The following is a 26,781-nucleotide window of genomic DNA, read 5'->3' as shown; positions in this document are numbered from 1 at the left end:
CACAATCATGTATCTTTGAAAAAGCAATACTATTTTTTCAAATACGGTAAGGGGGCAGGCGTGGCCAAACAACAGGTAGAAGCGGTCGTCTACGCACACCAAACACCGGTGGTCGAGGCGAGCAGTCGCCGCCCCGGGCGTACCAATAAAACCCAGCTCAAACTCTTTGAAGCTGCCATGGACATCATGAGCGAGGGTGGCCCCACCGCCACCACCGTCGAAGACATCGCGGAGCGGGCCGGGGTCTCAAAGGGCACGGTCTACTACAATTTCGGGTCGAAGAAGACCATGATTGACCAGCTCCTGCAATACGGTGCCAAGCTGCTGCTGGCCGAGATGACCACGGTTGCCAGCAACCACGACGACCCCCGAGAAGCCCTGCGGAGCGCCTTGCACGCCGCCATTATCTACCTGAGCGAGCACCCCGGCTTCGCCCGACTGTGGGTGTCAGAGCTCTGGCGGGCCGGTGCTGAATGGTCGCCCACCACCGACCTGATTCGTGCAGACATCATGCGCTTTATCCGCGAGCTCATTAGCCCCCTGGCTACCCGATACACCGTGCGTACAGACCGCTCCATCGAGGGGGTCTCCCTCATTATCTTTGGCGCGGTCTTCATGCTCTCCATGGACGAAACCCGCCACGGCGCTGAGCGCACCCCTGACGAGGGGGCCGAGCTGGCTATGCTCACCATCGACGGCTACATCCAGGGCTAGAGCCCTGCCTACTGGCCCCACTGAGTTGAGTGACCAGGGTATCTAGGGTAAAATTTCCAGAGTTTGGTGACGTGTCCGAGCGGCCGAAGGTGCAACACTCGAAATGTTGTGTACGGTAACCCCGTACCGAGGGTTCAAATCCCTCCGTCACCGCCAACGATAAAAACCCGTTCCCCCTAGTGAGAGCTAGAGGGGGGCGGGTTTTTTCATGCCCAAAAACGGCCCCGTGACAAAAATCTGACATAAACCTGTCAAGCGGTGATACCCGTGTGATACTCGTTTGCCCTTCAACTCTTCACGGGCTGGCGCCCAGTGGTAGCTTTTAACTATGCGTATTAAAGTTCTGGACCACCCCCTGGTTGACCACAAAATTACCGTTCTTCGCGATAAGAACACCCCCTCCCCGATTTTCCGCCAGCTTGTTGACGAGCTTGTCACTCTGCTGGCCTACGAGGCTACCCGCGAGATTCGCGTTGAGCCCCGCGAAGTTGAAACCCCGGTTGCTACCACCGTCGGCTCGCACATTGCCAACCCCCGCCCCCTGATTGTGCCGATCCTGCGCGCCGGTCTGGGCATGCTAGAGGGCATGACCCGCCTTATTCCTACCGCTGAGGTGGGCTTCCTGGGTATGGCTCGCAACGAGGAAACCCTGGATATCGTCACCTACGCCGAGCGTCTCCCCGAGGATCTCACCGGCCGTCAGGTCTATGTGCTGGACCCCATGCTGGCCACTGGCGGTACCCTGATCGAGTCCATCAAGTTCCTGCGCGCTCGCGGCGCTGAGCACATCACCTGCGTATGCGTACTGGGTGCCCCTGAGGGTATTGAGGCCCTTGAGAAAGGCGTTGACGGCCTTGAGAACGTCGACCTCTTCCTGGCCGCCCAGGACGAGCGCCTCAACGAGAAGGCCTACATTGTGCCCGGTCTGGGCGATGCCGGTGACCGCCTCTACGGGGTCGCTGAGTAGGGATTTTTTAGCTCACTGCCTTTAGCCTAGGGGTAGCTCGCCAGGTGGCGGGCTGCCCCTGTTTTTGTAGGGGCGGACGCCTGCTGCGGGCCCGGTACGTGATGGCAAATATATTGCATGGTGAGATTTGGCCACAAAAAGGTATTGACATTTGAATTTCAGGCGTTCTAGCTGTCTGGTTTTTTCGGTAGGTAAAAATATGCAGAAAACCGGGGGTGTCAAGGCTTTATTCAGAACCTAGAGTGTAAAAGTATGCCGTGGGGTGTAAGGGTTTTCATGTTTGCTGACGCCCACCCAGAGGCTAGACTCAGATAAGTTGAAAAAATACGCGAATATTACTTGCTTTAAATACAAATTCGGACAACGATTAAAAGTAGACAGCAGGCCCACCCGCACACGGGGTTTGCTTTCTAGCGGAACCACACACTAATGCTCGACTCATACAGGGAGAAGGTAGGCAAAATGTCAGGTGCACCGGGGTATGTTCACATCTCGCAGCGCAACCGTTCTGCCGCTCAGCGCCAGCAGGGTGTAGCCGGTCATAGCCGTGGTATTGCAAAGCAGCAGCCCGCTAATCTTCGCCCTATGACCTACAAGCCTGAGCCTCCGCGCGCAGCTGCGCAGGAGAACGAAGCTCGCGGCTTCGTCATTTATGTTGGCCTTAGCGAAGAAGCTGCCGCTAACCATGGAACCTCTTTGGTGCGAATCGTCCAAGATACCCGCGCCTATGTGCAGAACCAGGTGCCTGGCGCCGAGTCCTACGCAGCTGTGGCGCTGGCCCCTGCCGATGCACAGGGTAGCGACCTTGAGGTCGTCCGCAATGCTCTGGGCGATCCCACCGCTGTGCACTACCAGCCTGAGGCGGTACCGGCGTCCGCTCATCACGGTGGCGAGGACGCCAAGCCCACCCACTCAGTGGGCGTGCTGATTGATCTTTCCCGCCGCGAGGTTTACCTGGACGGCGAACTGCTCAACCTCACCTACAAGGAGTTTGAGCTCCTCAACTACCTGGTTGAGAACGGCCAGCGTACCGTTGCCCGCGAAGAGCTGCTCACCAGCCTGTGGCGTGACGCTGAAGAAATCCCCAATGAGCGCACCATTGACGTGCATATCCGCCGTCTGCGCTCCAAGCTGGGTCGCCTGTCGAATACCGTGCGTACCGTGCGCGGCCAGGGCTACCGCTTCTACGAGCACCCCGAGGTCGTTGTCTGGGCAGCACCGGAATACTCCATCTAGGCTTACACCTACCATGCGAAGAGCGCCGCACTCAGCTATAGGGGCTGGGTGCGGTGCTCTTTATATGCGCGGACGCTCCCGCCCGGCTACCTGCTGCCGGGGGAGCGGGCGGTAGTAGAGTAGAGAGCATGACTGTTCCCTCTCTGAAAACTTCTCTTGTTGGCTCTGGGCCCATTAAAACTGTCTTTTTACACGGCCTGCTGGGGCGGGGTAAGAACTTCACCCGAATCGCTAAGGGGCTGGGGGAGGGGGTGCAAACCCTGCTTGTTGATCTGCCCAACCACGGGGCTAGCTACTGGACAGAGAGCTTCGACTACCGGCAGATGGCGGACTTGGCAGCTCAGGCCGTTGAAGAGTTTGGGGCTGGGGAACCTGTGGTGCTCATGGGCCACTCGATGGGTGGCAAAATCGCTATGCTGCTGGCCCTGCGCCACCCCCACCTGGTGAGCAAGTTGGTGGTTATCGATATTGCCCCGGGGGAGTCTAAGGGCAGTTTTGAGATTCTCATGGATTCTATGCTGAACCTGCCGATCGATACCTACACTACCCGTTCCCAAGCCGAAGCTGACCTGGCAGTTAATGTGCCAGCTGCTGGCACCCGAGCTTTTCTTCTGCAGAATCTGACCATGTCAAAGGCCGGTAACTCCTGGGAGCCCAACCTACAGATGCTCCGTCGCCACCTGCCCGAGATTATGGGCTGGCCGGGGGCTGACGGAGTTTTTGAGAAGCCTGTGCTGTGGGTTGCAGGCGGGGACTCCCCCTACATCACAGACGCTGACCTTGAGCCCATGAAGAAGCTCTTCCCCCTGGTACGCCGTGTGGTGCTGAAGGGGGCCGGGCACTGGGTGCACTCTGAGAAGCCCGAAGAGACCATTTACCTGCTCAAGCGCTTTATCGGCCTCGACGGTTAGGATGGGTGTATGACCGATTTCGTCCTGCCACGTCACGATGCCCGCACCCTCATTATCATGCGCCATGCTGAAGCTGACTGGGGGCTTGACGATTTCAACCGCCCGCTGACCCGTCATGGGAGTGAGCAGGCCCAGCGGGCCGGGGAGTGGTTGAAGGAGAAGGGGCTGATACCCGAGATGCTGGTCAGCTCAGCGGCACTACGCACCAGGCAGACCACAACCTGGGTTTCAGATGCCCTGGGAGAAAAGGCCCCTACCGCCAGCCTGGATGAACGCCTCTACAACGCACCGGCCTCAGCCCTGCTGACCGCTATCAACCGCACCCCCGCCGGGGTGCAGTCCCTGATGCTGATTGCCCACCTCCCCGGAGTGCAGGACGCCGCCCTACAGCTTGCCCGCCCCGATTCAGAGTACGAGGCGCTGATGGACGCCTCCTACGGGTATGCCCCATCGTCCCTGACCGTTTTTGAGGTAAGCGGTGACTGGGACCAGCTGATTGAGGGCGAGGCCCGCCTGACCCATTTCGCAAGCTTTTAGCGGGAGCTGACGGCGGGCGTCCGTACCTGTGGCGCTAACCGCCAAATGTGGCGGCGGCATCGCCACATTTGGCGGTCAGCAGCACACCTGCCAGCAGAGTGCCGTGAAGGTACAGAAAAACCCCGGTCGACCAAGGTCAACCGGGGTTTTGTGGCGGAGACGGGGGGATTTGAACCCCCGGTCGAGTTTAACCCCGACCCTTCATTAGCAGTGAAGTCCATTCGGCCGCTCTGGCACGTCTCCATAGTCTGTGTAGAGGCTCGTCAACGTGGCCTAGCAACACAGCTCTACCCATACTAGCGACAAAAGTAGCGGCGGTCAAAACCCTGTGAGATGCAGGCGCTAACCCTGGAGCTTGCTGTGGACCACTTGATAAAATGGCACAGGTAACACTCAGCGCCCAACGGTAAGGAAATCGGCGTGTCAGAATCGTACAACCAGCAGAATCCCCAGAATTCAGGTCAGAACTACGGCTCCTACAGTGCGCCCAGCGAGCAGCCCTACGCCCAGAACTACAACCAGCCCTACGGCCAGGTTGCTGTAAACCCTGAGGGGCAGAAGCACGCCCAGAACGCCATGATTTTCGGTATTCTGTCCATCGTGATTGCGGGCCTCGGCGTAGTTTTCGGTCCCCTTGCCCTTTCCCAGGTCCGCAAGGCTGAATCCTACGGAGCTGAGGCAACCGTCGGTAAGGTCACCGGCTGGATCGGCCTGGTGCTGGGCATCCTCTCCCTGCTCTTCATCATCGCCTACATTGCCTTTGTTGTTATTTTGATCGGCACCGCCGGTACTTCTTCTACCTACTAGCGCTAGAAGTCTTTTACCTAGAGAGCGGGGGCAGGCTGAGGCCTGCCCCCGCTTTTGTCTCTGAACCCGGACATGAAAAAACCCGCTCCCTTACGGAAGCGGGCTTCGTGGCGGATGGTGTGGGATTTGAACCCACGAGACGGGGTTGCCGCCTACTGGTTTTCAAGACCAGCTCCTTCGGCCGCTCGGACAACCATCCAAACTGTGCTGAGCACTTCTACTATGGTACACAGTTGCCGCCCTAAAGCAAAATAGTGGCCTTTGTGCCCTTGCTCTCGTTAGGCTGGGGATAGAGGTGGGTGGTAAGCGTCCGTCCGCCTAGCTGCCCCGGCAAGGGGCAGAAAATCCTGTGTGAGAAGGAGTTCCCCATGCGCGCCATCCTCGAAGAAGAACACGGCGGCCCCGAGGTGCTGGTCGTGAGCGAGCAGCCGACGCCGACACCTGGCCCCGGCCAGGTGCTGCTACGGGTGGCGGCCAGCGGGGTCAACCGGGCGGACGTCTCCCAGCGGCAGGGTTTTTACCCTCCTCCCCCTGGGGCTAGTTCCATCTACGGCCTGGAGGTCTCGGGCACGGTGGAAGCCGTACGTGAGGGCATCGATGAGGGCTACCTGAACCTGGAGCGGGTCGCCCTGCTCGCTGGCGGTGGGTATGCCGAGTACGTGGCGGTGGACCTGAACCACACCCTGCCGGTACCCGAAGGCACCAGCCTCGAAGACGCCGCCGGCCTCATTGAGGTGGCTGCAACGGTCTACTCCAACCTGGTTCTTACCCTGGGGGCTGCACCCCGCCCCGAGGGCAACGACGGCAAAACTCTGCTCATTCACGGTGGTACCGGCGGCATTGGTACCCACGCTATCGAACTGGCCCGAGCCCTGGGGCTGCAGGTTTTTGCCACCGGTGGTAGTGATGAAAAGTGCGATTTTATTCGGGCGCTGGGCGCTGAGGCTATCAACTACCGCACTCAGGACTTTCGCGAGGCCGTCCGCCAGCTTACGGACGGACGCGGGGCCGACTACATCCTGGACGTTGTGGGTGGAGCCTACCTGGAGGAAAACATTAAGACCCTGGCGGTAGATGGCTCTATGGCTGTCATCGGACTGCAGGGCGGGCCCAAGGGGCAGCTCAACCTGGGCTATATGCTCCCGCGCCGCTTGAGCGTGCACGCCACCTCCCTGCGCTCGCGGTCGGCTGCTGATAAGGCCCGTATCGTCGACGGTGTGGGGCAGCTTGTGTGGCCCCTGATTGAAAGTGGGGAAATCTCGAACCATACCAGCGCTGTCTTCCCGCTTGAGCGGGCATCAGAAGCCCACGCCCATTTAGAAGCCGGGAAGCACCGCGGCAAAATCCTGCTGACCCCCTAAGCTGCGGGCGTCCGCGCATCTGCGGCGGGCGCCCTGCCGGCCGGTGAACGAAAAGCGGCGTCACAAGCGCCGTAATATGTGACCTAGCGCCCATAGGGGGGGTATTGTGTGAGTGCATACACCCACACAGTTGTGGGACATCACAGTCACATTGGAGCCTCACCATGTCACCACAGAGCTCTTCAACCCTAGAGCAGGAGCGGCCGAAGCCCTACGTCGACCCCGACGTGCTCGATGCCGAACACCGCACCTGGAAGCCCAAAACTATCGCCATCTGGGCCCTCATCGCCTTGGTCGGAGCGGTTTCCTGGTCCATGATCGCTATCTTCCGCGGCGAAACCGTCAACGCCATCTGGTTCGTCTTCGCCGCCGTCTGTAGCTACCTGATTGCCTACCGTTTCTACGCCCGCTTCATCGAAGCCAAGCTCACCCAGCCCGATGACCGCCGCGCGACCCCCGCCGAATACGACGCTGACGGCAAGGACTACGCCGCCACCGACCGCCGCGTACTCTACGGCCACCACTTCGCCGCTATCGCGGGCGCTGGCCCCCTGGTAGGCCCCGTCCTGGCAGCCCAGATGGGCTTTTTGCCCGGCACCATCTGGATTATCGTCGGCGTTATCTTTGCCGGTGCCGTGCAGGACTACCTGGTGCTCTTCTTCTCCATGCGCCGGGGCGGACGCTCCCTGGGCCAGATGGCCAAGGAAGAGCTAGGAACCGTAGGTGGCTACGCCGCCATCCTGGCAACCCTGGCCATCATGATCATCATTACCGCTATCCTTGCCCTGGTCGTGGTCAATGCCCTGGGTGAATCCCCCTGGGGTGTTTTCTCGGTGGGTATGACTATCCCCATCGCCCTCTTTATGGGCGTTTACCTGCGCTATCTGCGCCCCGGTAAGGTGGGCGAAGTGTCGCTGATTGGCTTCGTCCTGCTCATGGCCGCTATCGTGGGCGGCGGCTGGGTCTCCAACACCGCCTGGGGTATGGAGTACCTGCTGCTCGACCGCGTCACCCTGGCCTGGTGCGTCATTATCTACGGCTTTATCGCCGCCGTCCTGCCCGTCTGGTTGCTGCTCGCCCCGCGCGACTACCTCTCAACCTTCATGAAGGTGGGCACCATCGTGCTGCTGGCTGTCGGCATTATCGTCGTCCGCCCCGAAATCACCGTCCCCGCCATTAGTGAGTTCGCCGGCCGCGCCGACGGCCCCGTCTGGTCAGGTTCCCTCTTCCCCTTCCTCTTTGTCACCATCGCCTGTGGTGCGCTGTCTGGCTTCCACGCCCTGATTGCATCGGGTACCACTCCCAAGATGGTTGAAAAGGAACGCCAGACTCGTTTCATTGGCTATGGCGGCATGCTCATGGAATCCTTCGTCGCCATCATGGCCCTGGTCGCTGCTGTCACCATCGACCGCGGCATCTACTTCGCCATGAACTCAGCAGCCGGGGCAACCGGCGGTACCGTCGAATCAGCGGCCGTTTTCGTTAACTCCCTGGGCCTGACTGGCGTGCACGTCACCCCCGAACTGCTGCAGGGCACTGCGGACGCCGTCGGCGAGCACTCCATCGTCTCCCGCACCGGTGGCGCCCCCACCCTGGCTGTGGGTATGGCGCTGATTCTCAACCAGATGCTGCCCTGGTTCGAACTCACCAGCTTCTGGTACCACTTCGCCATCATGTTTGAGGCCCTCTTCATCCTCACCGCGGTGGACGCCGGTACCCGCGTAGCCCGCTTCATGCTCTCGGATACCCTGGGCAACTTCTTCCCCAAGTTCCGCGACCATAACTGGCGACTGGGCGCCTGGCTGACCACCGCCGTCATGGTGGCAGGCTGGGGTTCGATTCTGATTCTGGGTGTCACCGACCCGCTCGGCGGCATCAACACCTTCTACCCCCTCTTCGGTATCGCCAACCAGCTGCTGGCTGCTGTTGCGCTGGCTGTCTGCCTGGCGATTGCCGCGAATAAGGGCCGCTTCAAGTACCTCTGGATTATCGCCCTGCCCCTGGTCTTCGACCTGGTCGTTACGGTGGTGGGCTCTTACCAGAAGATTTTCTCGTCCAATCCCGCTGTGGGCTACTGGGCTAACCACTTCCGCTACAAGGAGGCCCTGGCGGCCGGTGAAACCTCGCTGGGTGCGGCGAAGGACGTCGCTGCCATGGAGGCGGTTGTACGCAACACCTTCGTGCAGGGCTCGCTTTCTATCCTCTTCGTGGTGCTGACCCTGGTGGTCGTTGTTACCGCCCTGATTGAGGTCGTCAAGGCTAAGAACGGCCACGCGAAGGAAAGCAAGGAAAACCCCTACATCGAGTCGAAGCTCTACGCCCCGGCTGGCATGATTGCCACCCCCGCCGAGCGGGAGCTAGAGGCCCAGTGGCAGGAGTTCTACCGCAAGCACCCCGACCAGATCAGCGGTTCTGCCGGGCACAGTGGCCACTAGGAGGGGAGTATGAGCATCCGTTCTTTCCTCGCCCGCGTCCGCTGGTTCGCTAGTGGAGTTATGGGCGCAGATAAGTACCAGAAGTACCTGGCCCACCACCGCGCCAGCGGCTGCGCCCACGCTCCTATGACCGAGCGGGAGTTCTGGAAAGACTACACTGACTCCCTCGATAAGAACCCGGGAGCTCGGTGCTGCTAGGAACAGTGAGAGGCTACGTGCGAAGGGAAGACTTGCCGTAGCGCATCACAAAGAAGTCTCGATATAACGAGGTACGGGGACACACGGAAGCCGACTGGCTGGGGCTGGCATGAATCGCCTGTGAGCGAAGTGAACCGGCGAGAAGGTTGGTCGGCGGAGTGTGTCCCCGTACCTCGCTTTTCGACATCCAGTAGCAAATATTAGGGTAACCTAAGTATGTAGACCTCGTGAAAGGAGTAGCCGTGGGTATCAAAGACTTCCTGCAGAGCCGCAGGGACGACGCCGAGCTTGGCAAAGGCCTCTGGCGTCGGGCCCACGACCGCTTCGTACGCGGTCTTGACCGCTTCCACCAGATCCTCGAACGCGTCCCCTCCGGGCCCACCCTCGAAGAGCTTGTGCCCCTGGCTAATGATCTGGCTGACCTGCTGCCGCGCGTCCGCTCTATCGCTAGCGAGGCCCAGCGCCTAGCTCCCAGCGCATCAAACGACATCCCCGCCTCGCCCTCTGGCGTCTACTCCGACCTGCACCGGGCTCTCTCCAAGGCCGGTAACTCCTTGGCTCTCTGCGCCGAAGCCCTGGCTATGACCCGTTGCGCCGGTGACTGCACCAGCAGCTGCACCCGCACCACCACCATCGCCCGCCGGGTTGAGACGGTAGAGCAGCACGTTGCGGACGCCGAAGCCCACCTCGAAGCCGCCCGGCAGGAAAGCTTGACCCCGGCGTCCTGACAAATTCTGTCGCCTATATCGCGTAGCTATCCCCCAAAAAGCGCCTGCCCACCTGCGCTGCTAGCCGGTAAGGTAGTTGGGTGCCCGTTCGCGCTTTCTCAGGGCACCGCTACACATCGCACCTGAATCAGAGGGGACTTCTACGCCATGAACCGCTACGCCCACATTGACGCAATGCGCGCTTTTGCGGTGCTTCTGGTGGTGTTTTCCCACGCCGGGTTCACTTTTGTGCCGGGCGGGTCGGGCGTGACGATTTTCTTTGCTATCTCTGGCTTCATCATCACCTACCTGCTGCTGCGGGAGCGCGATAAGACCGGCGGGTTTGATGTGCCGGGCTTCTATATCCGACGCCTGCTCAAAATTGCCCCGCCTCTGATTCTGGCGATTGTGCTACCCACGCTGGTGTACCGGTCGATGGGTGGGGCCGTCGATACCCTGGATTTTCTGGGGCAGATTTTCTTCTTCTTCAACCTGCGCTATCTAGACTCGCAGATTACGGTGCTGCCGGGCACGCACGTGATGTGGTCCCTGTCGATTGAAGAGCAGTTTTACCTGGTCTTTGCCCTGATCTGGCTAGTGCTGGTGCGCTGGACTGCCTACCGACGGGCCCTGACTGTGCTGGGTGTGGCCGTGGTGCTCTACTCGTCGCTCTCCCGCTGGGTTCTCCACGATGCGGGGGCTAGCACCGATCGCATCTACTTTGGTACCGATACCCGCATGGAAGCTATCGCCATCGGTATGCTCACTGCCCTCTGGTACCACCGCTACGCAGCGGACGAGATGGTGCTGGGGCGCGAGGTCACCGGCCGTCGCTACCGGTCGGGGGCCCTGATTCAGGACGGACGCACCATCCCACTTCTAGGGCGCAACTGGGTGCTTTTCGTCGCCCTGGGGGTTTACCTGCTGACCCTGGTTATCCGTGATGAGACCTTCCGCGATACGGTGCGCTATTCGCTCCAGGCCTGGGCGGCATCCGCCGTGATGCTCTGGGGTCTGGTTGCTTCGCGCCAGCCGCTGGGTGCTGCGGTGCACCGCCTCCTGGCCTGGCGCCCCCTGCAACTGATTGGCTTGTCGAGCTACAGCATTTACCTGGTGCACGATGTGCTTTTCAAGGCCCTGGAACCCCATCTGCACGGGCTTCCGACGCTGGCCCAGGTTGCCCTGCTGGCTCCTCTGGGTGTTGTCGCCGGTGTAGCCATGTACCTGGTCGTCGAGGTGCCGGTCATGCGCTTTAAAGACCGCTACTTCGGGGCAAGCTGGAAGAAGCAGGCGGTAGCGGCCGATACTCCCGGCCCCATGGGAACCAAGAGCTAGAGCAGCCCCTCGCTCCGGGCCGCCGCGATAGCTGCCGTGCGGTTATCGACGCCCAGCTTGGTGTAGATATGCACCAGGTGGGTCTTCACCGTGGCCTGAGAAATAAAGAGAGCCTCAGCCAGCTCCTTATTGGTAGCCCCGGTAGCCAGTAGCTTGAGCAGCTCCATCTCACGGGCCGACAGAGAAATAGCGGGCCGCTGCATACGCTCCATCAAGGCCGCCGTGATCTCGGGCGACAGCGTCCGCTCACCCCGCGCCGTCGCCAGGACCGCCGCCTGCACCTGCTCGGGCGGGGCGTCCTTCAGCAGATAGCCCAGGGCCCCTGCCTCAATAGCAGCAACGATATCGCCCTGGGTGTCAAAGGTCGTCAAAATCAGCACCGGCGGCCCGCCCGCAGCCTTGAAAGCGCGGGTTGCCTCGATGCCGTCCATGGGCTTCATCTGAATGTCCATAACCACCACATCCAGCGCCGCCCCAGCCCGGGCCTGCTCCGCGGCCACGGCGAGCGCCGCCGACCCGTCAGCTGCTTCGGCAACCACATCGATACCTTCAAAGCTTTCGAACATGGCGCGCAGGCCGGCGCGCACAACGGGGTGGTCATCAACGAGTAGGGCGCGGACGGTCACTGGGCCTCCTGGGTGGGTAGCGGCTGGTGGGGTGGCTGCTGACTGGGCTGGTTGAGGGGGATCCGGGCTGTGAGCACTGTGCCTTCGCCTGGGGTGCTTTCAATGTCTAGGCTACCGCCGATGCGGGTGACTCGCTCGGTGAGGGAAGTGAGCCCGTAGCCGGTTCCGGTTTCGCTGAGGGGGCCCGCTGCTAGGGGAGTGGGGGTGAAGCCGCGGCCGTTGTCGAAGACGTCGAGGGTGACTTCGCCGGGCCAGATGCTGAGGGTGAGGGCCGCGCGGCTGGCTTCGGCGTGGGCGGCGACGTTGGCCAGGGCGCCCTGGGCTACGCGCATGAGGGTTGCCGATACCGCCTCGGGTAGGGCGTTGGCTGTTTCTTCCTTCCCTTCGAGGATAAAGGCGCAGGTGAGGGGTTTCCCGGCGGCTTTTTGGGCGGTCTCGGTAGACGCGGTGAGAGCCCTGAGCGCTGACACCAGGGAGTCATCCAGGGCAGGGGACGAGAGATCCCGAATAAAGCGGCGGGCCTCAGCCAGGTTGGCGGCGGCAGAGTCCTGGATAACGCGCACCTGGGCGGCTGCGGCGTCCGCCTTTCCCTCTTGGAGGGAGGACGCTGCTGCCCGGGAGACCAGCACGATGGATGAGAGCCCCTGGGCGAGGGTGTCGTGGATTTCTCGGGCTAGGCGCTCGCGCTCTTCGAGCTTACCGGCGCTGTACTGTTGCTGGACGAGTTCTGCCTGTACCGCGCGGAGCTGCTGGGCGAGCTGGTACTGGTGGGCGGCATCGGCTCGTAGGGCTCGGTAGGTGAAGGAGATGACGATAGCTAGCAGGGCGCCGAGGGTGGGGCCGATGAGGTAGCCGGGGGCTAGGCCTTCTGCCAGCAGGTAGTCGAGGCCGAAACCGGCAGGGCCGACCAGGGGCAGGGCAATGGCCAGGGCGCAGAGGACGAGGGTGGCGGCTACTCCTGCTAGGGGTGTGAGCAGGTGCAGGTAGAGGAACATGATGGGGAAGACTACCCAGGTGAAGGCGCTATCTAAGGTCATGAGCCCCAGCCATAGCAGAGTGATAGTCAGTAGCCACAGGTGGGCGGGAGTAAAGCGGGCTGCCTGCCGGTAGCGGGTGGACGCACCTGGCCGGGGGAAGAGGTCGGAGAAGGTAGCCGGTAGTCCCCGCCGGTTCTCGTAGACCGTTCCGGCAAGGTAGATGCCCCCGAGTACCAGTGAGAGTACCCCGAGCACGGCATGACGTACCTGGTAGACGCTACCGATCAGGGCTAGCACCGCACCGAAGCACAGCAAAAAAGCGAACATGACGTGCAGGCTCACTCGCAGAATCTTGAGCACCAGTAGGGTCTGGTGGGAGGACGCTGCGGGTGGGGGAGGGGGCTCGGTCATCATAGAAATTCACTTTACCTTTAGCTGGGACTGCGCAGGTTTTGGAGCTGGGCAGGCTTTTTAGGCTGTGTGCAGAGAAAAACCTGCACACGCACCAAGAACCCTGCACAGCTAGCGGGGGAGCGCATCAACCAAACGGTTGATTCCAGGTTCAACCCTTACCCCGATGTGGGCGGTGCCGGTAGAGGGCTTGAATAGAAGTATCAAGTTCTCCTGCACCTGAAAGGTAGTGCTGTCGTGTTCGTTGGTTGGCGTGACATCCTCTTTGCTAAGGGCCGTTTCACCCTGATTGGGGCGACTGTAGCCCTGATTACCCTGCTGCTGGTCATGCTCACCGGCCTCACCGGTGGTCTGGGCAACCAGAATACCGATGCCCTTGAAAAGATGGGGGCTGACCGCTTTGTCTTCGCCCCGTCAGAAAGCGGGGGCAAGGCGTCCTTCACCGATTCTGCTGTCACTGCCAGCCTGCAGGACGAGTGGCAGGCAACCGGTGCGAGCGCCACCCCGGTCGGTTTCCTCACCGGCAAGGTTGAGGGAGCCGGGGCCACTTCCATGAGCCTGATTGCTACCCCTGTCGGTTCTGACCTGGCTGAGCGTACCGCGCCCCTGATCCAGGGCACCGAACCCGCTGACGGGCAGATCGCCCTACCCGCTGGCATTGCTGAAGAGATTGGCGCGACCGTGGGCGATACCGTTACCTTTTCGGGTACCGACGTAACCGTCTCAGGCATCACCGAGGACACCTTCTACTCCCACACCAACGCAGGCTGGGCAACCACCGCCACCTGGCAGAACATCACCCACCAGCGTGAAATCGAGGGGCAGAGCGCCGTGCTCGGCACCGTCCTGGCCGTAACCGGTAGCGCAGACTACGCAGCCACCGCAGATGCCGCCGGAACCCAGGCCCTGACCACCCGCGAGTCCTTCGCAGCCCTGCCCGCATACTCCTCCGAGAACGGCTCCCTCAAAACCGTGCAGGGCTTCCTCTACGGCATCTCCGCCCTGGTAATTATCTCCTTCTTGACCGTCTGGACCATCCAGCGCACCCGCGACATCGCCGTCATGCGTGCCCTGGGCGCCTCCCGCGCCTTCCTCACCAAGGACGCCCTCGCCCAGGCAGCCGTGATTCTCGCCGTCGGCGCCGCCCTCGGTGCCCTGGTGGGCTGGGGCCTCGGCACCCTGGCCGCAGGAGCCGTACCCTTCCAGCTCTCAGCCCTCACCATCGCCGGCCCCGCCGCCGGAATCTGGGCCCTGGGCATGGGTGGCGCCCTCATCGCCCTGCGCCGCGTCGCCACCGTAGACCCCATGATTGCCCTCGGCGGCAACTAGAACAGTCTGCCAAGAGGGAGCGGGTGCGCTTTCGCCTGCCGACCCTCTCGGCACTCGCGCCGGGGCGCTCGGCCGATTCACGCCCCGCCTTGCGGCGGATTCCGCTCGCTCTTGCGTGCTGGCGCACCCGCTTGCTCCATCGCAGCCAGCAGGCTCCAGCGCACCCGCTCCCTCTATCTAAACTCGCTTACCTCCCCTGAAAGAGACCATTCATGACTGACCTCCTCACCCGCCCCCTGGCCGAAGAAACCCTAGCTGCCCCCAGCGTCCTTGAACTGCGCGACATCGTGCTGGACTACCCCGACGGCGTAGACGAGAAGGGAAACCCGCGCACCATGCGCGCCCTAGATCACGTGAACCTCACCGCGAGCCGCGGCGAGTTCATCGCCCTGACCGGTGCCTCTGGCTCGGGTAAGTCCTCCCTGCTATCGGTTGCCGCCGGGCTCATCACCCCCACAGCCGGGGCCCGCCTGATCAACGGCACCGACACCACCGCCTATAGGGACGCCGACCTTGCGGCCCTGCGCCGCACCGACATCGGAATTATCTTCCAGCAGCCCAATCTCATTGCCTCCCTCACCGCCGCCGAACAGCTAGAACTCACCGCCCGCATCAGCGGTGCCCGCGGAGCAGAACTCAAAGCCGCCCGCGCCACCGCCGCCGACCTACTCGACATGGTAGGACTGGGCGACGCCGCCAACCGCCGCGTACACCAGCTCTCCGGCGGCCAGCGTCAGCGCGTCAACATCGCCCGCGCCCTCATGGGCTCACCCTCCCTACTCCTGGCCGACGAACCCACCAGCGCCCTCGATGCCGAACGCTCCACCGCCATCGTCGAGCTCCTGGCCAAGGTCACCGCCGAGTTCAACACCGCAACCCTCATGATTACTCACGACCTCGAACAGGTGCAGCTCACCGATCGGGTCGAGCACATGGTCGACGGCCGCCTAGAGAGTTCACCGGCAGCCTAGGCTTTACTCCGAGAGACAGCCAGCCCCGGGGCAAGCGGGCAGGGTAAACTTGAAGCGGTCAAAATAACCTTTACAAGGACACACCCGTGATTAACTTTCACCGCAACGAACGCGCAGCCTCCCTGCCCGCCCGTCTCTCCCGCTCCTGGCTACTGGTCTCTGCCGCCGCAAGCGAAGAAACCATCGCCGCTGCCCTCGAATCAGAGGCCGACTCGGTCATCATCGACTTAGAGGACGGCTGCCCCGAAGAGCAGAAGGACGAGGCCCGCGAGCACATCATCGAGATGCTCAACAACGGTGCCTCAGCCTGGGTGCGCATCAACGGTATTGAAAGTGACCACTGGGCCAAAGACCTTGAAGCCCTCAACCGGGTGAGCGGGCTCAAGGGCGTCATGCTGGCCATGACCGAGCACCCCGACCACGTCACCCGCACCGCCATGATGCTCCCGGCAGGTACCCCCGTCATCGCCCTCATTGAAACCGCACTGGGCATGGTGAACGTTGTGCGTATCGCCAAGGCCCCCGGCACCTTCCGCCTGGCCTTCGGCGTGGGCGACTACCGCCGCGACACCGGCGTCTCCGCAGACCCTATCGCCCTGGCCTATGCGCGCTCCCAGCTGGTTCTGGCCTCCCGCGTGGGCGGCCTGGCTGGCCCCATCGACGGTCCCTCCGTCGGCAAGCACGGCGGCGACCTGCTCAAAGACTGCGCGGTAACCACCAGCCACGGTATGACCGGCAAGCTCACCCTCGACCCCGGCCAGACCGAAACCATCAACGTGGGCCTGGCCCCCAGCGCTGACGAAATCGAATGGGCCCGCGAACTGCTCCAGAAGAGCGAAGGCGACTCCGTGCCCAAGGACGGCTCCTACCTGCCCCGTCTGGCCCGTGCCCGCAAGGTCTCGTCCCTGGCTAAGACCTACGGCCTGTGGCGTAGCTAGAAGAACTCCCAGGTGGCAGCGGTAGGATAGGCAGCGTGAAGAATTATCTTGGTTTTCAAACCCGCAGGACGCCCAGTGGTGGCTTCTCCCGCGGATTCCTGCTGCTCTTTGCCCTGCTCCTGGTACCCTCGCTGGCCCTCTGGGGTTTCTACCGCTGGCTCTTTGCCAACGACACCCACCTGCTGGTGGTACCTTTCTTGGCGGTTATCACCGCCTGGATCTGGGCCTATCTGATTGGCTACGGGGCCGAAAACCACATGGACGACGACTAGCCCACCCGCGTAGGCTCGGGTGTCGCCGGTAGCGGGCGGACGCGTCCGCACGGGTGGTCTATAGACAACAAAAATCTCGCGGCCCGCACCTAAACCGGTGCGGGCCGCGAGATTTTTACTGATGGAGCCCCCAGTCGGATTTGAACCGACGACCTTTTCTTTACGAGGGAAATGCTCTACCCCTGAGCTATGGAGGCCTGTTCCTACCCCTTTATCGGGGGCGAACGAAAGAAAACTTTACCAGAAAGAGAGGGCTGCAACCACCGGTTGCGTGCACCGCTGACCAAAAGAGCGGTACCCCCAACCCTAGATTTTGTGGCCTGTGACACTAGAATGGATGGCATGACAAGTTCACAGCGTTCCGGGCTGCACCCCCGCCCGGTTTTCAATCAGCTCCCCAAGTACGCCGCAGGTAAACCTCCGGCACCGGTTGAGGGGCTTACCCAGTACAAGCTCTCATCCAACGAGAACCCCTTCGGCCCGGTAGCCTCGGTCGCTCAGATTCTGGCTGAGTTTGATACCGTCCACCGCTACCCCGACCCGCTCTCCACTGCCCTGCGCACTGCCCTGGGGGAGCACCTGGAGGTTGACCCCGAGGATATCGTTACCGGTGCAGGAAGCCTGGGCGCCCTGACCCAGATTCTGACCACCTTTGCAGGTACCCACGCCGACGGTGTGCAGGACGAAGTTATCTACGCCTGGCGCTCTTTCGAGGCTTACCCTATCTGCGTTGGCCTGGCCGGTGCTAAGAGCGTGCAGGTGCCCAACCTGCCCAACGGCGCCCATGACCTAGATGCCATGGCTTCCGCCGTGACCGACCAGACCCGCGTCATCCTTATCTGCACCCCCAATAACCCCACCGGTCCGGCCGTTACCGAGTCACAGGTGCGCAACTTCCTGGCCAAGGTACCCAGTGACGTACTCGTGGTGATTGACGAGGCCTACTTCGAGTTCTGCGCGGCCTCCGAGATTCCCGAGGGTCAGGAACCTCCCGTCAACGGCCTGGATGTCTACCCCGACTACCCCAACGTCGCTATTTTGCGCACCTTCTCCAAGGCTCAGGGTCTGGCTGGCCTGCGCGTGGGCTACTCCATCACCCACCCCGAGGTCACCGCCCACCTGCGCGTGGGTGCCACCCCCTTTGCAGTCAGTGCCCTGGCTGAAAAGGCTGCCGTGGCCTCCCTCGACCACAACGACGAGGTTATGGAGCGAGTAGAACACCTGGTGGCTGAGCGCGAAAAGGTCGTCGCAGGGCTCCAGGAGCTGGGCTACTGGGTACCCGAAACCCGAGCCAACTTCGTCTGGCTCCCCCTGGGCGAGCACTCGGCAGCCTTCGCTGCCCTGGCAGAAGCTAACGCCCTGTCCGTGCGTGCTTTCGCAGGCGAGGGTGTGCGCGTGAGCATCGGTGAGGACGAGGCCAACGCCCGCCTGCTCAAAATCGCAGCAGAGTTCGAAGAACGCACCACCAAGCCCCTCTAGGGCAGACGGACGATAGGCGGGCGGGGGCGTCCGCCCGCCTACCCCAACTTATTTGCAATTAATCCCTCAAAATTCTAAAAATAGACCCTCTCTGCCCACCGGCAGGCGTAGGGTTAAGAAAAGGTAGTAACAGAGCAAGACCGGAGACCCCCATGTCACAGACGCAAAACCCCACCAACCCCTGGGGAACGCCAGAGCGTATCCAGCTCATGAACGAAGCGGGTGAGACCACCCCCCACACCAGCTTCTCAGCCTACGCCGACGAACTCACCGGCGAAGACCTCAAAGACATGTACCGCACCATGGCCCTGACCCGCCGCTTCTGCGACGAAATGACCTCCCTGCAACGCCAGGGGCAGCTGGCCCTCTGGGTTCCCTCCCGCGGGCAGGAAGCTGCCCAGGTGGCGTCCGCTCGGGCCCTTGCCGCCAACGACTACATCTTCCCCTCCTACCGCGACCACGGGGTGCTCCTTGAACGCGGTATTACTCCCGAAGAAATCACCCCCCTCTTCCGGGGCTCAGGCACCCTGGGCTGGGACGCCAAAAAGCACAACGTGCACTCCTACACCCTGGTGCTGGCCGCCCAGGTACTCCATGCCACCGGCTATGCCATGGGGCTGAACCTCGACGCCGAGATCCAGGCAGAAACCGGTCAGGCCCAGACCGGCCAGGGTCAGGCGACCGACCCCGAACAGGACGCCGAGAAGCCCGCCGTAGCGGTCTACTTTGGCGACGGGTCAACGACCGAAGGCGACGTACACGAATCTATGGTCTTTGCGGCCAGCTACAACGCGCCCGTCCTTTTCTTTGTGCAAAACAACCACTGGGCCATCTCTGTGCCCTTTAGCGTGCAGTCCCGCGTGCCCATCTCAACCCGGGCCGCCGGTTACGGTTTCGAGGGCCTGCGCGTGGACGGCAACGACGTGCTAGCCGTCTACGCCGCCACCCGCTACGCCATGGACAAAATCAGGGCGGGGGAGGGTCCCGTGCTGATTGAGGCAGAAACCTACCGGCTCGGCCCTCACACCACAGCCGACGACCCTACCAAGTACCGCCCCGAAGACCACGGCGCCACCTACGAGCCGCTCGACCCCATGGTGCGCCTCGAAGCCTACCTGCGCTCAACCGGCCAGGCCGATGACGCCTTCTTTGACGAGGTCACCAACTACACCAAAGAGCAGGTGAAGGGCGTCCGCTCCTACGTTCTTGCCAGCGAACCGGACACCTTCGAAACCTACCTGGACCGCGCCTACGCGGCTCCCCACCAGCAGGTTGAGGACGACCGCGCCTTCTACCGCGCCTACAACGACGGCTTCGAGGAGGACTAAACCATGTCAGACCAGACCCCTCAGCAGGGCACCGAAACCCTAACCCTGGCTAAGGCTATTACCCGCGCTCTACACGATGAAATGACCGCCAACCGCAAGGTTCTGGCCCTGGGCGAAGACATCGGCAAACTCGGCGGTGTCTACCGCGTAACCGACGGCCTGCAAAAAACCTTTGGCCCCACCCGGGTTATGGACACCCCCCTGGGTGAATCCGGCATTATCGGAACCTCCATCGGCATGGCCCTGCGCGGCTACAGGCCCGTACCCGAAATCCAGTTTGACGGTTTCGTCTTCCCCGGCTTCAACCAGATCACCTCGCAGCTCTCTAAAATGCACGGCCGCACCCACGGCCAGTACGAGGTGCCCGTTACCGTCCGTATCCCTTACGGCGGCATGATTGGCTCGGTAGAGCATCACTCAGAGTCCCCCGAGGCCCTCTTCACCCACACCCCGGGCCTGCGCGTGGTGACTCCCTCGTCCCCCCACGACGCCTACTGGATGCTCCGCAAAGCCATCGCCCACCCCGACCCGGTCATCTACTTCGAGCCCAAGCGCCGCTACTGGATGAAGGGCGAGGTCAACTTCGCAGATACCGACTTCGACCCCTTTACCGCCCAGGTGGTGCGAGAGGGCGACGACCTCACCATTGCCACCTATGGTCCGTTGGTTCCGGTGGCTCTGGCTGCCGCCCAGGCCGCGGTTGAGGACGGCCACTCCATCGAGGTCATCGACCTGCGCTCCCTCTCACCGCTTGATATCCCTACTATTGAGGCTTCGGTACAAAAAACCGGGCGCCTGGTCGTGGCCCACGAGGCCCCCACTTTCGGCGGTATCGGCTCAGATATCGCAGCCGCCATCACCGAGCGCTGCTTCTACCACCTCGAGGCCCCCGTGATCCGCGTGGGCGGCTACCACATGCCCTACCCGGTCTCCCGCGTCGAAGAAGAGTACGTGCCCGGCATAGACCGCCTGCTCGAAGCCGTCGACCGTTCCCTGGCCTACTAAAGCCCGAAAGGCACACCATGTCACAGATCTTTAACCTGCCCGATGTGGGCGAAGGCCTCACCGAGGCAGAAATCCTCAGCTGGAAGGTAGCCTCCGGCGACACCGTCGAGATCAACGACGTACTTGTTGAAATCGAGACTGCCAAGTCAGTGGTCGAGCTACCCTCCCCCTACGAGGGCACCGTGCAGGAGCTCCTGGTTGCCGAGGGCGAGACGGTAGAGGTGGGCACCCCCATCATCGCTATTGCCGGGGAGGGCGCCGAAGAAAGCGGGGGGAGTAGGCCTGCGGCAGAGCGTCCGGACGCCGCCCCCCAGCAGGCCGCCGCACCGGCAGGGGAGCAGGGCGGTGGCAACGCCCTGGTAGGCTCAGGCCCCAAGGCCGACCCCGTCAAGCGCCGGGCCCGCAAGAAAGCTAGTCCGCCCGCTGTTGCATCAGCCCAGCCGCCTGCGGCACCTGCCGGCGCTGTTGCATCAGCCCAGCCGCCTGCGGCACCTGCCGGCGCTGCTGCGTCCGCTCAGGTACCCGCCTCTGCACCGCTGGGCACCGACAGCCGCCGTCAGCTGCTGACCGGCCTGCCCGCCCGCGCGGGCAAGCTCCTGGGCGAAGGCGGCAAGGGAATGCTTCGCCGCCTGGGAAGCCATGAGCTACCTACAGAAACCGGCACCAGTGAGGTGCCCCGCCGCCAGCCCCTGGCCAAGCCCCCCGTGCGTAAAGCCGCCCAAGACATGGGCATCGACCTAGCCCAGGTCACCCCCACCGGGGACCAGGGGCAGGTTACCAAACGCGACCTGCTCAACTACGCAGCCCACCTGAGCCTCACCGAACAGGCCAGCGTTACCGACACCACCGACCCCACCAGCTTCTGGATTCCCGCCGGTGCTGGCGGCGATCGTATCGAACGTATCAAGGTCAAGAGCGTCCGCAAGGCCACCGCCAAAGCCATGGTTGAGTCAGCCTTTAAGGCGCCCCATGTCTCAATCTTCGTCGATGTAGACGCCACCCGCACCATGGAGTTCGTCAAGCGCCTCAAGAAATCCCCCCAGTTCGAGGGAGTCAAAGTAACCCCGCTGCTGATCCTGGCCAAGGCCGTCATCTGGGCAACCGCCCGCACTCCGCAGGTCAACGCCACCTGGACAGACTCCGAGATTCAGATTAAGCACTTCATGAACCTCGGCATCGCCGCAGCAACCCCGCGCGGCCTGATGGTCCCCAACATCAAGGACGCCCAGACCATGAACCTGCGGGAGCTGGCACTGGCCCTCAACGACCTGACCACCCGGGCCCGCGAAGGCAAAACCCAGCCCGCCGAAATGCAGCAGGGCACCATGACCATCACCAACATCGGCTCTCTGGGCATTGACACCGGAACCCCGATTATCAACCCCGGTGAGGCCGCCATCATTGCCTTCGGCACTATCAAGCAGAAGCCCTGGGTCGTAGACGGCGAAGTGATTCCCCGCTGGGTCACAACCCTGGGCGGCTCCTTTGACCACCGCGTCCTCGATGGTGATCTCTCCGCTAAGTTCCTGGCAGATGTCGCTTCGATTCTCGAAGAACCGGCCCTGCTCCTCGACATGTAAAAGAGCCGGGAAAGCACAAGGCCCGGGCACTCAAAGAGTACCCGGGCCTTGCAGCACACGGTAACCTCGCTGGCCCCGCTGGAAGTTCAACCTGATGGCTAAAAACCAACGGAACAAGTGTGAACATAGTGAGGCTCCCGCCGGTTAGGGCGGGAGCCTCACAACGCCAAGGTACGAAACCTGGAGCATAATCCGAATTATCTCCCCCAAGAAATCCGAATCTATGGGCGCTGAGCCCACATAGGTTCAGGTCTCGTAGGTTACCTTATGCCCTTGAAAGAACTTCTCTTGATAAGCTCTGGGTCAGTCCCCCAACGTCGCCAGAACACCGAGTCCCCCGACTCGATGCAAGAAGCACTCAAGTTACTTAAATTTTAGCTGAGCCCATCGGGGTTGTATGTCCTCATATAGGGCGACACTAGGGCGTAAGCTGTGGACAGTAGCCTGACTACTTCCCTCAAAATGCCCACAAGACTGCCCCACCAAAGGTGGAATCTCCAGACTATATAAGCTCTAGAAACGCTCAATCACACCGGTCTGCGAAATCTCGATAGCGCTAGGCTCTTCGTCCTCTGAGTTGCCGTCGTGCACCAGCATAACGGCGGTCTGGTCACCGGCAGGGAAGGCACGCACCGTGATAGTACCGCCTGACGCGTTATCAAAAAGATCAACCGCACACTGGGTAAGGGCCAGTGAGACGCGGGAGGGTAGGGCCGAGCCGCGCTCGTCCAGAATATCGACCTTGACCCCGCGCTGGCGGGCCAGCCAGGCGGCGTCCAGAATCTCCTTGTTCACGATGTAGCGGCCGCGAATCGTATCGCGCAACTGGGCCTCGGTGAAGCGGAATTCGTCCATCTCGGCGCGGGTCACCGGCGACTCATTGTAGGCGATACGGTGCAGCATATCCTCGGTCAGGGCACGGACCTCCTGCACACGCTGGGTGGCAATAGCGCCCATATCTGTCTCTTCGGCGCGCCCGGCGTCCGCGATAATGCGCATACCGCGAGCCTGTCTGGTCTTAGAGACCGCCTGCTCAATCTGCTTGGGCACAATCATGCTCACCAGCATGAGCAGGAAGGGGATAGCGAACTCGGTAGAGAGCGTCAGTCGGGTATCGAAATAGTTGGTGTGCCAGCTCAGCACCAGCACCATAAAACCACAAAAGAAGAGCCAGCCGAAGAAGGTATGGCGGCGCAGCACCAGGCCCGCAGCCAGCAGGGTGTAGGCCATGAGGGGCCAGGAGAGATTGGAGAAGGTAATCGAGTGGCTGATGGCACTCAGGGTGGTATCGACCGAGTTGAGGGCGAGCACCATGATGATAGGCATCATGACGTCGGGCAGAGCCAGGCGCTTGGTGGGTAGGAAGACCGGCAGTGCCGCTAGCGCGTAGAGACTCAGCAGGATAGCCCAGTGGGGGGCGCGGGTGACGGTGTAGTGGTCGTACCAGAAGAAGAACGACCCCAGGATCAGCAGGGTGACGGTGCTCAGAATGAGGGTGAGGATGCGGGAGCGGTAGTACTTAGCCAGCATTGGGTTCCTCGTTGGGCCACTGGACGACGACGCGGGTACCCTTCTCAGGTGCCGAGGTAATGGTGACCATACCGCCGGCGTCCTCCATGGAGCGAATCATCGACACGCGCACGCCCAGGCGGCGGAAGTCGATGTCGCTCATTGAGAAGCCCTGGCCCTTGTCTGAGATGGTGCAGAGAATATAGGGGCGTACCTCGTCGGAGCGGGTGGAGTTGAAGGGGCGGCGCATCTCGGTGCGAATCGAGATCTGGGTGGTGCGGGTGCCCGAGTGGCGGGCAGAGTTAGACACAGCCTCGGTGACGGCGTGGGTGAAGGCCCTAGCCGCGGTGTAGGGCAGGGTGGAGTCTGGGCTGGCGAGCGGGTGCTTTTCGATGGAGTCGGAGACAAAGCGCAGGCGCTGGTTCCAGGGCTCCACGCCCTCGGCAATCTGCTCGGTCAGGGCCTGGAAGGTGATAGGGCGCTGGGGCTGGGACTTGAGAGCCTCTTCCTCAAGCACGCCGATGGCGCGGCGGGCTAGCAGACGGGTGCGCTGGGGTAGCTCGCCGGGGTTGCGGCTGGCGTCGAGCAGGGCTGCCATGACGTTATCGTGCACCAGCTTGTCGAAGTCTTGCAGCTCTTTGGCGTAGTCGCGGGAGCGGTTGAGTAGAAGCTGGGCCGAGAGGGTCTCGTAGTAGGTCTTGTCTGATTCGCGGACGGCGTTGAGGGCAAAGCGGGCCAGGCCAGCTAGCAGGGCGCAGCAGAAGCCTAGGAAGGCCACACGAATGAGCAGCTCGGTGGCGTCGAGGGGGGAGCCTTTGAGCAGGTGGGCTGCCACTGAACTGGCCACCAGCAGCACCGGGAAAACGAGGCTGTGAATGATGCTCTCACGCGGGCTCTCTTCGAAGACCGGAACCAGCATAGCGTAGATACCAAAGAGCCAGGACCAGGGAATAGCTGAGTGCTCAGCGCCCACGGTGAAGGGCCACAGAATGTAGGAACCGTAGGCGATAGCAAGCATAAAGCTAACGACCTTGGCTGAGACTTCCTTGCGGATACCGTTGAACATGAGCAGGGCCGCATGGGCAACCAGCAGGGGAATAATTGCCAGGTACCAGTAGGAGTCGCCCCCGCGGATCTCTGAGATGTTGGCAAGTGACTGGCAGAGCAGGCCTACTGCCATCAGGGAGTAGATGATTTCCAGGGTGCAGTAGAGGCCGAAGGAACTCGGGCCCATGAGTCGCTGCTGCCCGGTGGTGAGGGAGAGCGACTTGAAGGAGAAGGAACGGATGCGGTCCGCCCGCGACGGTTGTAGCGCGTGGGCTAGGTCCCGGGAGGCGCCGCCGGTGGTGGTAGACAGGGTGCGTCCTTAGGTCTTCGCTTCTTAGAGGTTGCGGTCTGCGGTGGAGGTGTCTTCCATGGAGTCGACCAGGCCGTCTTCGATGGCGCGAATACGCAGGTCAATCTTGGTGGGGGCGGGGCGGCCGACGCGGGCGTACTTTTCGCGGATGCGGTCGATGTTGGTCTTAACAGCGGACTGCTTGATGCCCATACGGCGGGCTACCTGCACCTGCGCAAAACCTGAGGCGTAGAGGCGCAGGGTTTCCTGCTCGCGGGGTGAGAGGTTGGCGCGGGAGAACTCGTGGTCACCGTCGATTGCTGCTGCCAGTTCCTTGGTGACAACGGCCTTGCCTTCGGCTATGTTCTTGGCTTCTGCCAGGGCGTGTTCCAGAGGTTCTGACTTGCGCACCAGGCCCAGGGCCCCTGCTTTGAGGGCTTCACGAATCAGGCCGGGGTTCTCGCCGATGCTGAAGATGAGCACCTTAATGCCAGCGCGCTGCAGAATATCGACGTTTTCTGAGGGGCGGGACTTATCTTGCAGGGAGAGGTCGAGTAGTACGACGTCGCAGTCGCGCTTGAGCTTGCCCAGGTCAGCGGACGAGGGGTCGGAGAGACTGCGGCCCAGAGCAACAAGCAGGTCGGCTGCGGTGGGGGCTGCGGCGACCAGTTCGATTTCGCTGGCGCCTGCTGCGACTGCTCGCATACCTTCGCGGACGACTTCGTGGTCATCGACAATGCCTACGCGTACTACGCTCATAATCCCTACTTACCTCGTGTGCTGGCGCAACCTTCACCGGTGGGCGGTGGCTGCTCATCGGTTGCTGTGTGTGGTGCGGTGAGCAGACTGGGGTATTTTTCTTACGAAAATATTTTACAGGCAAAGTGTGCTTCGTGGGCTGAACTGTGGGCGCTGTGACGCGCTTCTGCTGTCTTAGTGGGGTCGAGCGTCCGCGCCGGTCAGGGCCCGATGGTAGCGGGTACCCAGCCCGGCCCCTATGAGGGCGCCAACCAGGGCCAGGACGCCGGTGGCCAGGGCGGTGAGGGCACCGATAGCCAGGTCAGGGGTGAGGAGGGGCTGGAGGGCGTAGACGGGGGCAAGCGGGGAGGCCAGCTGGGCGGTTGCCCAGGTGAGCAGGGTGGCAAGCAGAACGCCCAGGGTGCTAACAGCCAGGACGCCCACAGCCTGCTTGCTGGGGGCTAGGGCCGTCATGCGCGAGGCGGTGTAGCCGCCAAGCCCGAAGGCAAGGGAGAGAACAAGCGCAACCGTGATGAGCCAGGGTAAGGCCTGGGCGCGGCTAGCGGGTGCAGTGACCGCCAGAACCGTTTCGGTGAGGCCGCTGTAGGTAGATACTCCCAGCAGCCCCATGAGAGTTCGGGCTAGGGCCAGGCCCCCGGTGGCCAAACCGTAGGCAACCAGCGCACCGCAGAAAGCCGGGATGAACTGCACCCGTTTGAGGGTAGCGGCGGGAGTCGTCGCCCCTAGATGTGCTGCCGGGTAGGTGGACGCCGGCACCGCCTGCACCGGATGGGCAGGGGGCACCGGTTCAGCAGAATAAATCTGCTGCGGGGGCTGGGGCTGTACCTGGGCCGATGCGGTCTGCTGGTACTCCTGGCCCGCCTGCGGGCTGCGCTGGTAGCGGGTAGCCGAGACCCCGGCGTCCGCTGGGGCAGGCGCCTGGCTGCCGCGGGCGTCCTGCCCAAAGGTACGCGGATCGAGAACCCGGGTGGGGTCGGAGTCTTCAAAGACGGCATCCCACTCATCAAAGTCGCGGCGGTTCTGGGACGGCTCGGTCACCGGTACCCCTTTCTG

The 26,781-nt window shown here is 62.3% G+C and carries 25 protein-coding genes and 4 tRNA genes; 20 read left to right on the top strand and 9 right to left on the bottom strand.

The genetic code is table 11. From position 1 onward, the window contains the following. Window positions 1–60 precede the first annotated feature (60 nt). From ACFP6B_RS03425 to ACFP6B_RS03400, 6 genes are all read left to right on the top strand, one after another. Window positions 61–714: a TetR/AcrR family transcriptional regulator gene (locus tag ACFP6B_RS03425; protein ID WP_377126819.1), complete on the top strand. Its 654-nt coding sequence runs from the start codon at window positions 61–63 to the stop codon at window positions 712–714. Window positions 715–779: 65 nt separating this feature from the next. Continuing rightward, window positions 780–870 (top strand) — tRNA-Ser (locus ACFP6B_RS03420). A gap of 172 nt (window positions 871–1,042) precedes the next feature. Continuing rightward, window positions 1,043–1,681, top strand: a complete 639-nt coding sequence (upp, locus tag ACFP6B_RS03415; RefSeq protein ID WP_237207283.1) for a uracil phosphoribosyltransferase — start codon at window positions 1,043–1,045, stop codon at window positions 1,679–1,681. Between the two features lie 462 nt (window positions 1,682–2,143). After that, window positions 2,144–2,917, top strand: coding sequence for a winged helix-turn-helix domain-containing protein (locus ACFP6B_RS03410; protein WP_237185177.1), 774 nt, complete (start codon window positions 2,144–2,146; stop codon window positions 2,915–2,917). Between the two features lie 128 nt (window positions 2,918–3,045). Then, a complete protein-coding gene (locus tag ACFP6B_RS03405; RefSeq protein ID WP_377126815.1) occupies window positions 3,046–3,828 on the top strand; it encodes an alpha/beta fold hydrolase in 783 nt (260 codons plus the stop codon). A gap of 9 nt (window positions 3,829–3,837) precedes the next feature. After that, a complete protein-coding gene (locus ACFP6B_RS03400; protein WP_377126812.1) occupies window positions 3,838–4,365 on the top strand; it encodes a SixA phosphatase family protein in 528 nt (175 codons plus the stop codon). A gap of 151 nt (window positions 4,366–4,516) precedes the next feature. Here the strand turns inward: ACFP6B_RS03400 and ACFP6B_RS03395 are convergent. After that, window positions 4,517–4,608: transfer RNA gene (locus ACFP6B_RS03395), tRNA-Ser, on the bottom strand. Between the two features lie 177 nt (window positions 4,609–4,785). Between ACFP6B_RS03395 and ACFP6B_RS03390 the strand changes: the two genes are divergently transcribed. Then, window positions 4,786–5,172, top strand: a complete 387-nt coding sequence (locus tag ACFP6B_RS03390) for a DUF4190 domain-containing protein (RefSeq protein WP_237222167.1) — start codon at window positions 4,786–4,788, stop codon at window positions 5,170–5,172. Between the two features lie 108 nt (window positions 5,173–5,280). On the opposite strand, the gene ACFP6B_RS03385 is transcribed toward ACFP6B_RS03390, so the two are convergent. Further along, window positions 5,281–5,371 (bottom strand) — tRNA-Ser (locus ACFP6B_RS03385). Between the two features lie 169 nt (window positions 5,372–5,540). Here ACFP6B_RS03385 and ACFP6B_RS03380 point away from each other — a divergent pair. The 5 genes from ACFP6B_RS03380 (at window position 5,541) to ACFP6B_RS03360 (ending at window position 11,208) form a co-directional block, all read left to right on the top strand. Beyond that, the gene (locus tag ACFP6B_RS03380) at window positions 5,541–6,533 is read left to right on the top strand and encodes an NAD(P)H-quinone oxidoreductase (protein WP_377126809.1); all 993 of its coding nucleotides are present in this window, start codon (window positions 5,541–5,543) and stop codon (window positions 6,531–6,533) included. A 164-nt stretch (window positions 6,534–6,697) separates the two neighbouring features. Continuing rightward, window positions 6,698–8,968: a carbon starvation CstA family protein gene (locus ACFP6B_RS03375; protein ID WP_377126806.1), complete on the top strand. Its 2,271-nt coding sequence runs from the start codon at window positions 6,698–6,700 to the stop codon at window positions 8,966–8,968. A gap of 9 nt (window positions 8,969–8,977) precedes the next feature. Beyond that, on the top strand, window positions 8,978–9,166 hold the full coding sequence (locus ACFP6B_RS03370) for a YbdD/YjiX family protein (protein WP_377126803.1): 189 nt from the start codon (window positions 8,978–8,980) through the stop codon (window positions 9,164–9,166). 242 nt (window positions 9,167–9,408) lie between these two features. Next, window positions 9,409–9,894, top strand: coding sequence for a dehydrogenase (locus ACFP6B_RS03365; RefSeq protein WP_377126873.1), 486 nt, complete (start codon window positions 9,409–9,411; stop codon window positions 9,892–9,894). Window positions 9,895–10,041: 147 nt separating this feature from the next. Next, the gene (locus ACFP6B_RS03360) at window positions 10,042–11,208 is read left to right on the top strand and encodes an acyltransferase family protein (RefSeq protein ID WP_377126800.1); all 1,167 of its coding nucleotides are present in this window, start codon (window positions 10,042–10,044) and stop codon (window positions 11,206–11,208) included. On the opposite strand, the gene ACFP6B_RS03355 is transcribed toward ACFP6B_RS03360, so the two are convergent. Together ACFP6B_RS03355 and ACFP6B_RS03350 are read right to left on the bottom strand one after the other, a co-directional pair. Further along, the gene (locus ACFP6B_RS03355) at window positions 11,205–11,834 is read right to left on the bottom strand and encodes a response regulator (protein ID WP_272878415.1); all 630 of its coding nucleotides are present in this window, start codon (window positions 11,832–11,834) and stop codon (window positions 11,205–11,207) included. The genes ACFP6B_RS03360 and ACFP6B_RS03355 overlap by 4 nt on opposite strands. Beyond that, a complete protein-coding gene (locus ACFP6B_RS03350) occupies window positions 11,831–13,225 on the bottom strand; it encodes a sensor histidine kinase (RefSeq protein WP_377126797.1) in 1,395 nt (464 codons plus the stop codon). Before ACFP6B_RS03350 ends, ACFP6B_RS03355 begins: the two co-directional genes overlap by 4 nt. Before the next feature lie 234 nt (window positions 13,226–13,459). Here ACFP6B_RS03350 and ACFP6B_RS03345 point away from each other — a divergent pair, with 234 nt between their 5' ends. From ACFP6B_RS03345 to ACFP6B_RS03330, 4 genes are all read left to right on the top strand, one after another. Further along, window positions 13,460–14,551, top strand: a complete 1,092-nt coding sequence (locus tag ACFP6B_RS03345) for an ABC transporter permease (RefSeq protein WP_377126794.1) — start codon at window positions 13,460–13,462, stop codon at window positions 14,549–14,551. Window positions 14,552–14,763: 212 nt separating this feature from the next. Then, window positions 14,764–15,522, top strand: a complete 759-nt coding sequence (locus tag ACFP6B_RS03340; RefSeq protein WP_237196444.1) for an ABC transporter ATP-binding protein — start codon at window positions 14,764–14,766, stop codon at window positions 15,520–15,522. A gap of 86 nt (window positions 15,523–15,608) precedes the next feature. Continuing rightward, entirely contained in the window at window positions 15,609–16,460 is an 852-nt protein-coding gene (locus ACFP6B_RS03335; RefSeq protein ID WP_377126790.1) for an HpcH/HpaI aldolase/citrate lyase family protein, read from the top strand. Window positions 16,461–16,495: 35 nt separating this feature from the next. Continuing rightward, window positions 16,496–16,732 (top strand): hypothetical protein, encoded by a 237-nt coding sequence (locus ACFP6B_RS03330; RefSeq protein WP_237185167.1) that lies wholly within the window; start codon window positions 16,496–16,498, stop codon window positions 16,730–16,732. Between the two features lie 122 nt (window positions 16,733–16,854). Here the strand turns inward: ACFP6B_RS03330 and ACFP6B_RS03325 are convergent. Then, window positions 16,855–16,929 (bottom strand) — tRNA-Thr (locus tag ACFP6B_RS03325). A 145-nt stretch (window positions 16,930–17,074) separates the two neighbouring features. Between ACFP6B_RS03325 and ACFP6B_RS03320 the strand changes: the two genes are divergently transcribed. The 4 genes from ACFP6B_RS03320 to ACFP6B_RS03305 all read left to right on the top strand — a co-directional run bounded on the left by ACFP6B_RS03320 (window position 17,075) and on the right by ACFP6B_RS03305 (window position 22,124). After that, complete coding sequence (locus tag ACFP6B_RS03320; protein ID WP_377126787.1) at window positions 17,075–18,211, top strand: histidinol-phosphate transaminase; 1,137 nt, start codon at window positions 17,075–17,077, stop codon at window positions 18,209–18,211. Between the two features lie 152 nt (window positions 18,212–18,363). Beyond that, on the top strand, window positions 18,364–19,539 hold the full coding sequence (locus tag ACFP6B_RS03315) for a thiamine pyrophosphate-dependent enzyme (protein ID WP_377126784.1): 1,176 nt from the start codon (window positions 18,364–18,366) through the stop codon (window positions 19,537–19,539). 3 nt (window positions 19,540–19,542) lie between these two features. Further along, window positions 19,543–20,544, top strand: a complete 1,002-nt coding sequence (locus tag ACFP6B_RS03310) for an alpha-ketoacid dehydrogenase subunit beta (protein WP_377126781.1) — start codon at window positions 19,543–19,545, stop codon at window positions 20,542–20,544. Window positions 20,545–20,561: 17 nt separating this feature from the next. After that, window positions 20,562–22,124, top strand: a complete 1,563-nt coding sequence (locus ACFP6B_RS03305) for a dihydrolipoamide acetyltransferase family protein (RefSeq protein WP_377126778.1) — start codon at window positions 20,562–20,564, stop codon at window positions 22,122–22,124. A gap of 513 nt (window positions 22,125–22,637) precedes the next feature. Here the strand turns inward: ACFP6B_RS03305 and ACFP6B_RS03300 are convergent. From ACFP6B_RS03300 to ACFP6B_RS03285, 4 genes are all read right to left on the bottom strand, one after another. Continuing rightward, window positions 22,638–23,654, bottom strand: coding sequence for a hypothetical protein (locus tag ACFP6B_RS03300; RefSeq protein ID WP_377126775.1), 1,017 nt, complete (start codon window positions 23,652–23,654; stop codon window positions 22,638–22,640). Further along, a complete protein-coding gene (locus tag ACFP6B_RS03295; protein ID WP_237185162.1) occupies window positions 23,644–24,867 on the bottom strand; it encodes an ATP-binding protein in 1,224 nt (407 codons plus the stop codon). Before ACFP6B_RS03295 ends, ACFP6B_RS03300 begins: the two co-directional genes overlap by 11 nt. Window positions 24,868–25,014: 147 nt before the next feature. Beyond that, on the bottom strand, window positions 25,015–25,728 hold the full coding sequence (locus tag ACFP6B_RS03290) for a response regulator transcription factor (protein ID WP_237185161.1): 714 nt from the start codon (window positions 25,726–25,728) through the stop codon (window positions 25,015–25,017). Window positions 25,729–25,902: 174 nt separating this feature from the next. Further along, the gene (locus ACFP6B_RS03285; protein ID WP_377126771.1) at window positions 25,903–26,766 is read right to left on the bottom strand and encodes a hypothetical protein; all 864 of its coding nucleotides are present in this window, start codon (window positions 26,764–26,766) and stop codon (window positions 25,903–25,905) included. Between the last annotated feature and the right edge of the window lie 15 nt (window positions 26,767–26,781).

This window comes from Rothia nasimurium, assembly GCF_042660305.1.
Classification (GTDB): Bacteria; Actinomycetota; Actinomycetes; order Actinomycetales; family Micrococcaceae; genus Rothia; species Rothia nasimurium.
This window is presented reverse-complemented; position numbering and strand designations above follow the sequence as displayed.